The 12,933-nt window shown below is 64.6% G+C and carries 10 protein-coding genes; 5 read left to right on the forward strand and 5 right to left on the reverse strand.

Annotated features, from left to right (window positions below; genetic code table 11):
- Positions 1 to 27 precede the first annotated feature (27 nt).
- Together ACZ5BO_RS06935 and ACZ5BO_RS06940 are read right to left on the reverse strand one after the other, a co-directional pair.
- A complete protein-coding gene (locus ACZ5BO_RS06935; RefSeq protein WP_464698908.1) occupies positions 28 to 1,749 on the reverse strand; it encodes a hypothetical protein in 1,722 nt (573 codons plus the stop codon).
- Between the two features lie 68 nt (positions 1,750 to 1,817).
- Positions 1,818 to 3,554: a hypothetical protein gene (locus tag ACZ5BO_RS06940; protein ID WP_464698910.1), complete on the reverse strand. Its 1,737-nt coding sequence runs from the start codon at positions 3,552 to 3,554 to the stop codon at positions 1,818 to 1,820.
- Between the two features lie 219 nt (positions 3,555 to 3,773).
- Here ACZ5BO_RS06940 and ACZ5BO_RS06945 point away from each other — a divergent pair, with 219 nt between their 5' ends.
- The 4 genes from ACZ5BO_RS06945 (at position 3,774) to ACZ5BO_RS06960 (ending at position 8,308) form a co-directional block, all read left to right on the forward strand.
- Positions 3,774 to 4,316 carry a YaeQ family protein gene (locus tag ACZ5BO_RS06945; RefSeq protein WP_025127580.1) on the forward strand — a complete coding sequence of 181 codons (543 nt, stop codon included), beginning with the start codon at positions 3,774 to 3,776 and terminating at the stop codon, positions 4,314 to 4,316.
- 57 nt (positions 4,317 to 4,373) lie between these two features.
- Positions 4,374 to 6,083 carry a single-stranded-DNA-specific exonuclease RecJ gene (gene recJ / locus ACZ5BO_RS06950; protein ID WP_464698912.1) on the forward strand — a complete coding sequence of 570 codons (1,710 nt, stop codon included), beginning with the start codon at positions 4,374 to 4,376 and terminating at the stop codon, positions 6,081 to 6,083.
- A 507-nt stretch (positions 6,084 to 6,590) separates the two neighbouring features.
- Positions 6,591 to 6,968, forward strand: a complete 378-nt coding sequence (locus ACZ5BO_RS06955; RefSeq protein WP_464698914.1) for a DUF6124 family protein — start codon at positions 6,591 to 6,593, stop codon at positions 6,966 to 6,968.
- A gap of 233 nt (positions 6,969 to 7,201) precedes the next feature.
- Complete coding sequence (locus tag ACZ5BO_RS06960) at positions 7,202 to 8,308, forward strand: NADH:flavin oxidoreductase/NADH oxidase (RefSeq protein ID WP_464698916.1); 1,107 nt, start codon at positions 7,202 to 7,204, stop codon at positions 8,306 to 8,308.
- 456 nt (positions 8,309 to 8,764) lie between these two features.
- On the opposite strand, the gene ACZ5BO_RS06965 is transcribed toward ACZ5BO_RS06960, so the two are convergent.
- Positions 8,765 to 10,384 carry a glucan biosynthesis protein D gene (locus ACZ5BO_RS06965; protein ID WP_464698918.1) on the reverse strand — a complete coding sequence of 540 codons (1,620 nt, stop codon included), beginning with the start codon at positions 10,382 to 10,384 and terminating at the stop codon, positions 8,765 to 8,767.
- A gap of 198 nt (positions 10,385 to 10,582) precedes the next feature.
- Between ACZ5BO_RS06965 and ACZ5BO_RS06970 the strand changes: the two genes are divergently transcribed.
- Positions 10,583 to 11,116, forward strand: a complete 534-nt coding sequence (locus ACZ5BO_RS06970; RefSeq protein WP_025127585.1) for a GNAT family N-acetyltransferase — start codon at positions 10,583 to 10,585, stop codon at positions 11,114 to 11,116.
- On the opposite strand, the gene ACZ5BO_RS06975 is transcribed toward ACZ5BO_RS06970, so the two are convergent.
- Both ACZ5BO_RS06975 and ACZ5BO_RS06980 read right to left on the reverse strand, forming a co-directional pair.
- The gene (locus ACZ5BO_RS06975) at positions 11,113 to 12,315 is read right to left on the reverse strand and encodes a DUF418 domain-containing protein (protein ID WP_464698920.1); all 1,203 of its coding nucleotides are present in this window, start codon (positions 12,313 to 12,315) and stop codon (positions 11,113 to 11,115) included. The genes ACZ5BO_RS06970 and ACZ5BO_RS06975 overlap by 4 nt on opposite strands.
- Positions 12,312 to 12,914, reverse strand: coding sequence for a TetR/AcrR family transcriptional regulator (locus ACZ5BO_RS06980; RefSeq protein ID WP_464698922.1), 603 nt, complete (start codon positions 12,912 to 12,914; stop codon positions 12,312 to 12,314). The genes ACZ5BO_RS06975 and ACZ5BO_RS06980 overlap by 4 nt, the downstream gene beginning before the upstream one ends.
- Between the last annotated feature and the right edge of the window lie 19 nt (positions 12,915 to 12,933).

Here is a 12,933-nt window from a genome sequence, read left to right on the forward strand (position 1 = left end):
CGTGCAGCGGCTGGCCTCAATACGGCCTCAGGCGGCGTTCGGGTAACCCCAGGCGCTCTCGGCCGCGAGGCTGTCGATCAGCTTCTGGCGCAGCCCCTGGGCTTTTTCCGGGGCGCTCTGGCTCAGGGTTTCCAGGGCCAGGTGCAACTGCTGCACCGGGTTTTCACCGATGAACAGGTTGCGCAGTTCCAGGCCGGCAATCGCCTCCTCGAAGCGTTGCTGGCGGATATGGTTCAGCACCATGGCCTGGCTCAACTGGCTGGCATAGGCCGCCTGCTGCTCCAGGCGGTTCTTCAGCTCGGCGGCTTTTGCCTGGTCGTCGATGTAGACGTAGCTCAGCGCCAGCTGTTCCAGGAAGAAGGTTTTTTCCGCCGGGTCCAGCGTCGCACTTTGATGGTCGTCGTCGAGGGCTTGCACGGCCTGGTCCAGCAGTTCGCCGGCTTGCCGGGTCTGCTCCAGGTCGTGCAGCAGTTTGGCCTGCAAGGCCAGTTTCATCGGGCGATCGGTGTATTCGAGCTGGCTGTTGAGGCGCGCCATTTCCTCCAGATTGTTGCGAATCAGCCAGCTGTCTCGACGCAGGCGCGGCAGGTCGGCCTGTACCCGCAGTTGGGTTTCCAGGATCAGCAGGCGCAACCACGGCCATTGCTCATCACCGCGCAGGGTTTCCAGGGTCAGCAAGGCTTGTTCCAGCAGATGGGCGCACCATTGCGAGTGTTCCTCGACGTAGCTGCCCCACAGGCAGATCAGGCACCAGATACGCTGCGAGGGCGAAACGGCGCAGGCCTGCAGGGCCGCCTCGGCCTCGGCCCTTTCATTGCGCCCGACATGCCAGTTCAACAGGCTCAGCAGCAGATCGCTGGCGTAACTTTCCGGCATCTGGGCGATCAGCCGTGGAGCCAGGTCCGGGCGGTTGGCATCCAGGATCAGCTTGAGCAACGGCAGGTAAGCGTAGTAGCCGTCAGGCTCGGGGTTCTGCGCCAGCAGTTCGAGCCCGGCATCGAATTCAGCGGTTTCCATGAGCAAGGTCACGACGATGATCTGGGCCGAGCCTGGCAATTGCGCGGCCATGGCCGGGAACTGCGCATCCTGCCCCTGGGCACGGTACTCGCGCAGGGTCTGCTCCACTTCATGCAGGTCCAGTTCGTTGGCCGGCTGTTTGAGCAGCAGTTGCCAGGCCAGGCCGATGCTGGTGGCGGCCTGGTCGGCCAGGCCCAAGCTACGTTGCAGGGCGGCCAGTTGCCGGTGCTCAGCGGGGGAGTCCGGGCTCAACTGCTTGACGCCGAAGGTCACCAGCAAGGCGCGGGCCTGCTCCTGTTCACCCTTGGCCAGCAGCAGTGGAATGCGCAGCAGGGGCGCTGACGGCAGTGGTTGATGCAGGCGCTCCAGCAAGCCCAGCACAGCCTGCGGGCCGTCGTTGTCGAGCAGGGTTTCGAGCAACTGGTTCAGTGCCATGGGCTGGTAGGTTTCATCCAGCTCGGCCAGTACTGCCAGGGCCTGTTCCTGGTTTCCCTGCCGGTACAGCGCAGCGGGCATTTGCAGCAGCCCCAGTTGCCGGGCTTTGCCCGTCAGGCGCTGGGCCAGTTGCAGGCCCACTTGCGGTTCGATGGCGCTCAGGTGCGCCGCGCGATTGATCTGCGCGGCCTCGTCCAGGGTGATGCCCAGGTCATTGTCGGCGCTGCGCTTGTTGGCATAGACCACCAGCAGCGTTATCACGCCGGTAATCAGCAGCAGGATGACAAGTACTTCCATGATCAATCTTCCTCGGGTGCGGCTATTGGCCGGTGACGCGCCCCGCCAAGGGCGCGCAACCGGGGGCGTCAGTTGGTCTGGGAATTGAGCCAGATCTGGCCGTTGGCAATGCGCGCCATCAGTTGCTGTTTCAGCTCGCCGGCACGTTCGGGGGCACGCTGCTGCAGGTCTTCCAGGGCCTGGTACAGCAGCGACAGGGGCTTCTTGTCACTGAGCAGGCTGCCCAGGTTCAGGCCCTCGATGGCCTGGGCGTAACGCTGATGCTGGATATGGTTGAGCAGCAGTTCCTCTTCCAGGATGCGACTGCCCGAATCCTCGGCGTTGAGCCGCTCCTGCAGGGCCTGGGCCTGTTGTACGTCGTCGATGCTCAGGTAGGCGCTGGCGATGTCCTCCAGGTAGAAGCGGGCGTCCATCTCATCCACATCCGGCAGCGGCTCGCCATCCAGTAGCTGCACTGCCTGCTCCAGCAGGGTCCTGGCCTGGGCGGTCTGGTCCAGGGCGTGCAACAGCTTGGCCTGGTCGCACAGGTGCAGCAATTGCTCGTCACCGGGCATCTGCTGGCGCAGGCGGTGCATTTCCTCGATGCTGCTGCGCACCAGCCAGCTGTCCCGGCGATGAGCTGGCAGGTGGCTTTGCATCAGTAGCTGGGTTTGCAGGGCCTGCATGCGCAAGCTGTTGTAGAACTCGTGTTCATTCTTGTAGCCCTCGATCAGTTGCAGGGCCTGGGCCAGCAGGGCTGTGGTCCATTGCGGCTGCGCCTGGTGCAACTCATCGCAGAGGTTGAGCATCAGCCCCGGACGCTGCGACTCGTGGCTGGCTCGCGCCTGCAGCAGGGCCTCGGCTTCGGCGGTCTGGCCCTGGGCCGCCAGATGGTTGAGCAGTTGCAGCAGCAGGCTGTGCTGGTGCATCTCGGGGGCCAGATCCAGCAGGCGCAGGGCGCTATCGATCCGTTGGCGCTTCAGGGCCGAGTCCATCAAATCATCGTAGGTCGAGGAATAAAGGGTGCCGTTATCGGCCAGCAAGCTGAAGGCCGGCTCCACCTGGCCGGCATCGAACAGCGCGATCAGCGCCTGCACCTGTTCCTCGGCCGGCAGTGCGGCCGAGTGGGCCAGAATCCGCTCGGCATGCCCCTGGGTCGCGAATGCATCGAACAGGCTGCGCAGCACAGTGTGATAGCGCTCCTGCCCGGGTTGCTGGAAGCTCGCCCAGGCCTGTTCGAGGCTGATCAGCGCGGCGTCTTGCATGCCCGCCTGAAATTGCAGGCGCGACAGCATCAGCAGATTGCCGATGCTCTGGCGTTCATGGGCCGCAGGGTTTTTCGGGTCGCCGAGCTCGCCGATCAGGGCCAGGGCGCGCGCCTGTTCACCGCGGGCCTGGAGGATTGGCACCTGCAGCAGCGGCCAGCTGGGCAGGGATTCGCCCCAGTGCTCCAGGAGCTCCAGGCAGGCCTGGGTATCCTGGCTGTCGAGCAGCGTTTCAATCAGGGTATTGAGCACGTATTCCCGAGCGTGAGGCGGCAGTTGCTGGTAAATCGCCGTGGCCTGGGCCTTGTGCCCCGCCACATAGAGCTCGCTGGCCACCAGTTGCAGGCCCAACTGCTGCGCTTCGCCCTCCGGCAGTTGTAGCGCCAGTTCTAGGGCCAGCTGCGGCTCGGCCTTGCTCATCAGCAGGGTCTGATTGATCTGGGCGGTGAGGTTGCCGGTCTGTTCCAGGTACTGCTGCTGGTCGGCGGATTTCTGCCGGAAGTACAGAATCGCTGCGATGAACAGCAGCACGATGACGAGCAGGGTGACAAAGAGGGTCATGGACGTCCTTTTCTATTGCACAGCGGCTCTGGCGCGGTGCGCGCCAGCCGGTTTGCGCGGGGTTATAAAGCCATGGTTACGGGCTGGCAACCGACTTTACCCAGGCAATGCGTTTCAGCGGATGTCATCCAGGGCGGGGGCGGCCCGGTCAGCGGTCGGGCAGGGCGGCAGGTTTCAGGTTAGACTTGCCGCCTTTTCGCACACTCAAGAAGCCCGCACATGGCCCAGCCGTCCACCACCTACAAATTCGAACTGAACCTGACCGACCTCGACCGCGGGGTCTATGAAAGCGTCAAGCAGACCATTGCCCGTCACCCTTCGGAAACCGAAGAGCGCATGACCGTGCGGCTGCTGGCCTACGCCTTCTGGTACAACGAGCACCTGTCGTTCGGTCGTGGTCTGTCGGATGTGGATGAGCCGGCCCTGTGGGAAAAGAGCCTGGATGATCGGGTGCTGCATTGGATCGAAGTCGGCCAGCCGGATGCCGATCGCCTGACCTGGTGTTCGCGCCGTACCGAACGCACCAGCCTGCTGGCCTACGGCAGCCTGCGGGTCTGGCAGACCCGGGTAGTGGACGCGGTGAAGAACCTGAAGAACCTCAACATCGCCGGCGTGCCCCAGGAAGTGCTGGAAACCCTGGCCAAGGACATGCCGCGGGTGATCAAGTGGGACGTGATGATCAGCGAAGGCACGATCTTCGTCACCGACGATCGCGGCCAGCACGAAGTACAGTTGGAATGGCTACTGGGCGACCGCGGCTGATTGCCCGTTCCGCCCCCTGATCGATCTTTCGTATTCAAGAGAAGTTGCTGTTAGCCCATGCGTATCGAACCCCGTGAGTTGCCCGCCGTCCTGCCCTTTCTCGGCGATCTGCCGCCGCTGTTGACCCGCCTCTATGCCGCCCGCGGCGTGCAGTCGGTGGAGGAGCTGGACAAGAGCCTGGCGCGGTTGATCCCGTACCAGCAACTCAAGGGTATCGATGCCGCGGTGGACCTGCTGGTAACGGCCCTGGACCAGCGCCAGCGCATCCTCATCGTCGGTGACTTCGACGCCGACGGCGCCACCGCCAGCACCGTCGGCCTGTTGGGCCTGCGCCTACTGGGTGCGGCCCATGTCGATTACCTGGTGCCCAACCGCTTCGAATACGGCTACGGCCTGACCCCGGAAATCGTCGCCGTGGCCCTGCAGCGCCAGCCGCAGCTGCTGATCACCGTGGACAACGGCATCTCCAGCGTCGAGGGCGTGGCCGCGGCCAAGGCGGCCGGCTTGCAAGTGCTGGTCACCGACCACCACTTGCCCGGTCACGAACTGCCGGCGGCGGACGCCATCGTCAACCCCAACCAGCCGGGTTGCGAATTTCCCAGCAAGTCCCTGGCCGGGGTCGGGGTGATCTTCTACGTGCTCATGGCCCTGCGCGCGCGCCTGCGCAGCCTGGGGCGCTACGAAAGCCGGCCGCAGCCGAACATCGGCGAACTGCTGGACCTGGTGGCCCTGGGCAGCGTGGCGGACGTGGTGCCCCTGGACGCCAACAACCGCATCCTGGTGCACCAGGGCCTGGAGCGGATTCGCGCCGGCCGTGCCCGGCCCGGTCTCAAGGCGATTCTCGAAGTGGCCAAGCGCGATCATTCGCGCATCACCTCCACCGACCTGGGCTTTATCCTCGGCCCGCGGCTCAACGCCGCCGGGCGCCTGGACGACATGAGCCTGGGCATCGAATGTCTGCTCAGCGATGACGTCTCGGCGGCCCGGGCCATGGCCGCCCAGCTCGACGAACTGAACCAGGACCGCAAATCCATCGAGCAGGGCATGCAGCGCGAAGCCCTGGCCCAGCTCAAGGAACTGCCGGTGGAATCCATGCCGTTCGGCCTGTGCCTGTTCGATGCCGACTGGCACCAGGGGGTGATCGGGATTCTCGCCTCGCGCCTGAAAGAGCGTTACCACCGTCCGACCATCGCCTTTGCCGATGCTGGCGAGGGCATGCTCAAGGGCTCGGCGCGCTCGGTGCCGGGTTTCCATATCCGTGATGCCCTGGACGCCGTGGCGGCGCGCCAGCCGCAATTGATCAGCAAGTTCGGCGGCCACGCCATGGCCGCCGGCCTGTCGCTGCCGGAGCAGAACTTCCCGGCTTTTGCCCAAGCCTTCGACGAAGAAGTGCGGCGCCAGCTGCAAGAGGAAGACCTCACCGGGCGCCTGCTGTCGGACGGCACCCTGGCCGTGGAAGAGTTCCACCTGGAACTGGCCCGTGCCCTGCGCCATGCCGGCCCCTGGGGCCAGCACTTCCCCGAGCCGATGTTCCATGGCGTGTTTGAACTGGTGGAACAGCGCATCGTTGGCGAACGCCACCTGAAGGTGGTGCTGCGCAGCGAATGCGGCTCGCTGAAGCTGGACGGCATCGCCTTTGGCATCGACCGCGAAGTCTGGCCCAACCCGACCATCCGCTGGGTGGAGCTGGCCTACAAACTCGATCTCAACGAGTTCCGTGGCCAGGAAACCGTGCAGTTGATGATTGCCCATATCGAACCGCGCTGAGGCGGGTAGTGCCGATCGGCTCAGCGCTGGAGCGAGCGAAAACTAACCTGTGGCGAGGGAGCTTGCTCCCGCTGGGCCGGGCTGGCGTATCAGCGCGCAGCGGCCCTAAAAATGGGACTGCTACGCCCCGGAGCGCCGGCCGGTCCCACGGGAGCAAGCACAGTGCTTGACCTTAACTGACTGGCAGTAGGCGGCGCGGGTGGATTTTCCAGACTTTGGGAAAGCGGGGCGGCGGCACGTCTCTTTCTTTTGTAAGGGGTTTCCGAGATGAGTTGGAGCGCTTGTCACGCTAACAGCCGCTGACTAGCCTGCGGTAGTCGCTTCGAGTCGGCGATCGGGTTTAGCAGCTCGGGTCCAAGTAACGCCAGCATTGCCATTGATACAGCGCGTGTCGTTGTGTTCCGTTACGGCAGCTGTGCGTGGGGGCGCCTTTGGGTGCGCCGGCGACTTGGCCTGTTGTGATAACCCGCGTACCGCTGCCGTAACTCCACGCTAAGGAGTTACCTCATGAAAAAAACTGTCCGTGATTCACTGTCTGACTTTGTTCACCCCCGTAGAAACCCCGAACACGACCAAGCCAATGAGGAGGTTCGTCGCGGTTTGAGTGCTGCTCAGGGGGACTTGCTCGGGGCAATCAAGCCAACCGTCAGCACCGCTATCAGTGGTTGTTCACTGTTCAACGTTCGCTCAGGCATTACCGCCGAAGAAGCACTGATTCATGTTTCCATGCTGCTCAAGTCTGCCGAGGAGGTTTCCGATGAAATCACCGAGCACGCCAGCGGCATCGAGCGTGGCCTGATCTGGTCGCTGGTGCATTCGGTGGAAATGGCCCGTGGCGTGGTGGATGCGTTGCTCGATGGCAATCGCTGCGCCCCGCTTGGCTGACATTGGCCTGGCCGCTGCCGCTGGCAGCGGCCAGTACAACAGGTTTTTTGCCCGGTGCCGTGTCAGGAACCCAGCCGACGGCAGTGTTGTCGACTAGTCTCTAAGCACTGTCTGATTGGCCTTGTGACCTTTTGTCATTCTTCTACCCGCGGGGGCGGGCGCTTCACTTCGCAGTCACTCGTCGACCGTTCAAACAGAACCCTGGAGCCTGACCATTGACCGAGAGGTGCCCCATGAGTCTGCTGCTTGAACCCTATACCCTGCGTCAACTGACCCTGCTCAACCGCATCGCGGTGTCGCCCATGTGCCAGTATTCGTCGGTGGACGGGCTGGCCAACGACTGGCACCTGGTGCACCTGGGCAGCCGCGCTGTCGGTGGCGCCGGGCTGATCTTCACCGAGGCCACGGCGGTCACCGCCGACGGCCGGATCACCGCCCAGGACCTGGGCCTGTGGAACGATGCGCAGATCGAGCCTTTGCAACGCATCACCCGCTTCATCACCGCCCAGGGCGCGGTGGCCGGCATCCAGCTGGCCCATGCCGGGCGCAAGGCCAGCACCCATCGGCCGTGGCTCGGCAAGTCCGGCAGCGTCAAGCCGGAAGACGGCGGCTGGGTGCCGGTGGGGCCGTCGCGGATTGCCTTCGACCCCCAGCACACGCCGCCTACCCAGCTTGATGAGGGGCAGATAGGCGAGATCGTCCAGGCCTTCGTCGACGCCGCCAAACGAGCCCTGGTGGCCGGTTTCAAGGTGGTGGAGGTGCATGCCGCCCATGGCTACCTATTGCATCAATTCCTGTCGCCCCTGAGTAACCAGCGTCAGGACCAGTACGGCGGTTCGTTTGAAAACCGTATTCGCCTGGTGCTGCAGGTGACCGAAGCGGTGCGGGCGGTATGGCCTGAAGAACTGCCGCTGTTCGTGCGGGTGTCGGCCACCGACTGGGTGGAGGACGGTTGGAACCCGGATGAAACCGTGGAGCTGGCGCGGCGGCTCAAGGCCCTGGGGGTGGACCTGATCGACGTGTCTTCCGGGGGCACCGCGGCCAACGCCGAGATCCCCACCGGGCCGGGTTACCAGACGCGCTTTGCCGAGCGGGTGCGCAAGGAGTCGGGGATTGCCACCGGCACCGTGGGCCTGATCACCGAGCCGGCCCAGGCCGAGCATATTCTGCGCACCTGCCAGGCGGACATTATCCTGCTGGCCCGGGAACTGCTGCGTGATCCTTACTGGCCGCTGCATGCCGACGATGACCTGGGCGGGCGCAAGGCTACCTGGCCGGCGCAGTACCAGCGGGCGACCCACAGGGACCAGCCGATTCACGAGTCGGACCTGCGGGATTAAGCTCGTTCAAGCGTAAAAAAACCGGCCTCTGTGGGCCGGTTTTTTTGTGTCTGGCGTCAGGCCGCCTTCGTGGGCAAGCCCGCTCCTACACGGACGCCGCCGATCTGTAGGAGACGGCTTGCCGGCGAAGAGGCCCTTGAGGCAGGCGCTATATGTACCGACGCCTTCGCGGGCAAGCCCGCTCCTACACGGACGCCGCCGAACTGTAGGAGCCGGCTTGCCGGCGAAGGGGCCCTTGAAGCTGGCGCGATATGTACCGACGCCTTCGCGGGCAAGCCCGCTCCTACATGGACGCCGCCGATCTGTAGGAGCCGGCTTGCCGGCGAAGGGGCCCTTGAAGCTGGCGCGATATGTACCGACGCCTTCGCGGGCAAGCCCGCTCCTACACGGACGCTGCCGATCTGTAGGAGCCGGCTTGCCGGCGAAGAGGCCCCGGAGCCTGGCGCGCTCAGCGGGTCACGGGTATTTGCGCTTGTCCGGCGCCGGCGGGAAGTACTGGTACAGCCAGGTCTCGCTGAGGGTACGGTCGTGGGTGCGGATGAACAGCCGCAGTTCCACTGGCTCGACGCTGTCGTTGCTGGGGTACCAGTCGAAGAGGATGCGGTAGCCCTTGATCTCGTCCAGCACCAGTACGCTGAAGTCCTTGACCTCACCGTTGGAGGCGGTGACCACCGGCTCGATGCCGGTGCCCGGCGGCAAGCGGTCGAGGCCGCCGCCGGTGAAGTCCACGGCAAAGCGCCGCGCCCAGACTTCCGGGTAATGCTCGCCCGGGGCCCAGCCCTCGACGAAACCGCCCATGCCGGAACGGGTGGCGTGCACTCGGGCCAAGGGTGTGCCTACTGGCGGCAGGGCGCTCCAGTAGAGTTTGTAGCCGTAGTTCAGCGAGTCACCCGCGGCCACCGGTTGTTTCGGGGTCCAGAAGGCCACGATGTTGTCCAGGGTCTCGCCGGTGGTGGGGATCTCCAGCAGGTCGATGGAGCCTTCGCCCCAGGCCGTGGTGGGCTCGACCCACAGGCTCGGACGGCGGCTGTACCAGTCGACGGTGTCCTGGTAGTTGGCGAACTCGTGGTCGGTCTGCACCAGGCCGAAGCCTTTCGGGTCCTTGTCGGCGAAGGCGTTGAACTGCAGGTTGGCCGGGTTGTTCAGCGGCCGGCAGATCCATTCGCCGTTGCCGCGCCACATGGCCAGGCGATCGGAATCGTGGATCTGCGGGTGGATGGTGTCGCACATGCGCCGTTCATGGGTGCCGCAGCTGAACATGCTGGTCATCGGCGCGATGCCCAGTTGCTCGATGGCGGTGCGGGCGTTGATATGGGCGTCGACCTCCATCACCACCCGTTCGGCCTGGCAGTCGATGTCGAAGCGGTAGGCACCGGTGGCGCTCGGCGAATCCAGCAGGGCGTAGACCACGAAGCGGGTGCTGTCCTTGTCCGGGGTCTCGAACCAGAATTGGGTGAAGTCGGGGAACTCTTCACGGCGCTTGGCGTAGGTGTCGATGGCTAGGCCCCGGGCCGAGAGGCCGTACTGGCCGGTGGCGTCCACCGCGCGGAAGTAGCTGGCGCCGAGGAAGGACACCACGTCGTGGCGGTCCAGCTCCGGGGCCTTGAACAGCTTGAAGCCGGCAAAGCCCAGGTCGCCCTTGAGCTGGGCGGTGTCGACGCTGGTGTTCTGGTAGTTGAACAGGGAAGGGCGGAAGTGCACCTCCCGGGCCAGGCGGGTCTTGGGGTCGACACTGTGCATGCGCACCGGCTGCTTGAAGCCCATGCCGACGTGGAAGAACTGCACGTCCAACTGGCCGTTGAGTTCGTTCCACAGCGAATGCTTGGCATCGTACTGGATGGCGTTGAAGTGCTGCGGAGTCATTTTCGCCAGGGTTGGCGGCAGCACCTGCTTGGTGTCGACGTAGGGCTTGCCGGCCAACTGCCTGGCCTGGGCCTTGAGGCGTTCGAAGTCGAACGCCAGGGCTTCGCCATCAGCGGCGCCGGCCCAGGCCCGCGCGGCCAGCAGACCGCTGGCCGAGAGGCCGGTATAGGCCGCCAGGGCCATGGATGCTTTGAGGAGATGCCTGCGGTGCATGGGTGAACCTTGTGCTGAAAAGATCCCGGGCCGTTCCTGGCTGTAGAGGGATCTGCGAATAGAGGTTCGGTCATGCCATCGGCCAAACACAACGGTCTTTAAACAGATGCGCAATAGAATAAACGGTTCGCCCAGGGCAAAAAAATGATTAGCTTGTGTCCATTGGTAACTTCCCGATCACCGCCAGGAACCGGCCCCATGCTGCACTCGCGCCTGCTCACCGAAGACGACATTCCCCTGCTCAAACTGATTGACCGTGCCGAGGTGATCGATGAGTTCTACTGCCTGCAGGACGGGCAGTTGCAGTGTTATCCACAGCATGAAGTGGTGCCGGGCTGGCCGGAAGGTGAAGCCGAGCATGATGCGCTGATCTTGCAGCAGTGTTACCAACGGGGAGGCTGGCTGTACGGAGTCTTCGATGGGCCGCAACTGGTGGCGGCAGCGGTGGTGGATTGCCTGCCAATCGACAACGCCGGGCTGGACCTGCGGCAATTGAAGTTTCTGCATGTGAGCCAGGCCTACCGTGGCCTGGGCCTGGGGCGGCAGCTCTTTGCCCTGGCTAGGGAGCAGGCCCTGGCCCTGGGCGGCCAGGGCCTGTATGTGTCGGCCACGCCATCGCGGCATACGGTGGATTTCTATATCGGCCTTGGCTGCAGGCTGTTGGCGGCCCCGGACCCGACGCTGCTGCGCATCGAGCCTGAGGACATCCACCTGTACCTGCCACTGGCCTAGGCCTTGGTGACCTTGCGCCAGTTGGGCCAGGCGCCGAGGGTGATGGCTCGCAGCAGCCACTCGCAGGGCCCGTACTGATGGTGCCGCAGCCAGTGGGCGCTGAGCTGCATTTGCAGCAGGTAGAGGGCGATCACCAGCAATGGGATCCAGGGAGGCGCGACGCGATTGACCAATCCCAGGCCGTAGCCGCTGAACAGCAGGTTGAGCAGCAGCGACTGCAGCAGGTAGTTGCTCAGGGACATCCGCCCCAGGGGGGCCAGGCGCCGGCACAGGCGCTGGCCGAGGTTGCTCTGGAACAGGTTGAGCAGCAACAGCCCGTAGCTGACCGTGAGCAGTGGTGCGGTCAACTGACTGATGCCGTAGCCGATCACCTCCAGCCCGGCGCCCGGAAAATACGCGGCCCAGTAGGCATAGAGCATGGCGCCGCCGAGGCCGATGGGCAGGCTGATGGCCAACCATTGCGCAGTCCGTTGGGCAAAGCTGAAGGGCGCTACCAGCAGTTCCTTGCGACCGGCCACATAGCCCAGGAGAAACATCGCCAGGGTGCTGGGGCCCTGGAGTAGCCACAGGGCCAGTAGCGTTTCCAGCCAGTGACCGGCGTTGAACTCCAGGGTCTGCAGGGCGCTGCCGCCCAGGGCCGCGGCCTTGAGCAGGGGCTCGTCGCCAGCTGCGCCGGTGTAGGCCCCGAGGCTCAGCAGCCCGGCCCCCAGGGCAATGATCAACAGCCCGGCGCAGCTCAGCAGGATCAGGGCCAGGCGGCTGGCGCTCGCCGCCGAGAGCCCGCGCAGGCCCAGCAGAAGCAGGCCCAGCAGGGCATAGAGGGAGAGAATTTCGCCGTCGAACAGCAGCAGCCCGTGCACCAGGCCAATGCCCAGCATCGCCAGTTGGCGACGCAGCATGCGCGGCACGAAGGGCTCGGCGGCCCGTTCCGCGGAAGCCATTTGCAGGGTGAAGCTGTAGCCGAACAGAAAGGAAAACAACAGGTAGAACTTGGCCTCGAAGAAGGTCGAGACCAGCCAGCGGATCAGGTGGTCGGTGGCGCTGGTGTAGTCCGGGTTGCTGCTTGCCGAGGCGTAGTAAGGGTCGGCGAAGGCCCAGATGTTCACCATCAGGATGCCGAACAGGGCGAAGCCGCGCAGGGCATCCACTTGTTCCAGGCGAGCGGTTCGGGTGATGGGAGCGGTTGCAGGGGTGTTCATGTCGAGTGTCCCTGGAGCAGGTGCAGTACTAACTGCCGCAGGACCTGCACTTGGTGGGCGGGGTGAAACTCCGGGTCGACGGCGACTCGGGTGAACAGGCCGTCGATCAAGGCCGCCAGCCAGCCGGCGATCTGCTCTGTCCCCAGGGCACTGTGAATTTGCCCTTGCTGGTTGGCCCGTTGCACCAGTGCAGCGAGGCCCTGGCGCAGCAGCCAGTCGTTGTGGCGCACCTGCTGCGCCACCTGTGGGTCACGGTGGCTCAGGGCGGCGATCTCCAGGGCCAGTCCGGTGTATTGCGGGTCCTGGGCCAACTGGCAGACGTGTTCGAAGAAGGCCAGCAGCGCCGCCAGGGGATCCGCTTCGAGCAGCAACTCGGCCATGGCTTGCTCGATCTGCTGCCCTTCGCGGCTGATCAGGGCCAGCAGCAGCGCCTGTTTGTTGGAAAAGTAGTGGAACAGGTTGCCGGCGCTCATCTCGGCCTGCAGGCAGATGTCGGCGGTGCGGGTGGCGACAAAACCGCTTTCGGCAAAGCAGCGGGCCGCGGCGTCCAGCAAGGCCTGGCGTCGGGCTTCGCGTTGTTGAAGATTGGCGGGGCGCATGGGAGGGGGCTTTCGAGTT

The sequence above is a fragment of the Pseudomonas sp. FFPRI_1 genome, assembly GCF_055384485.1.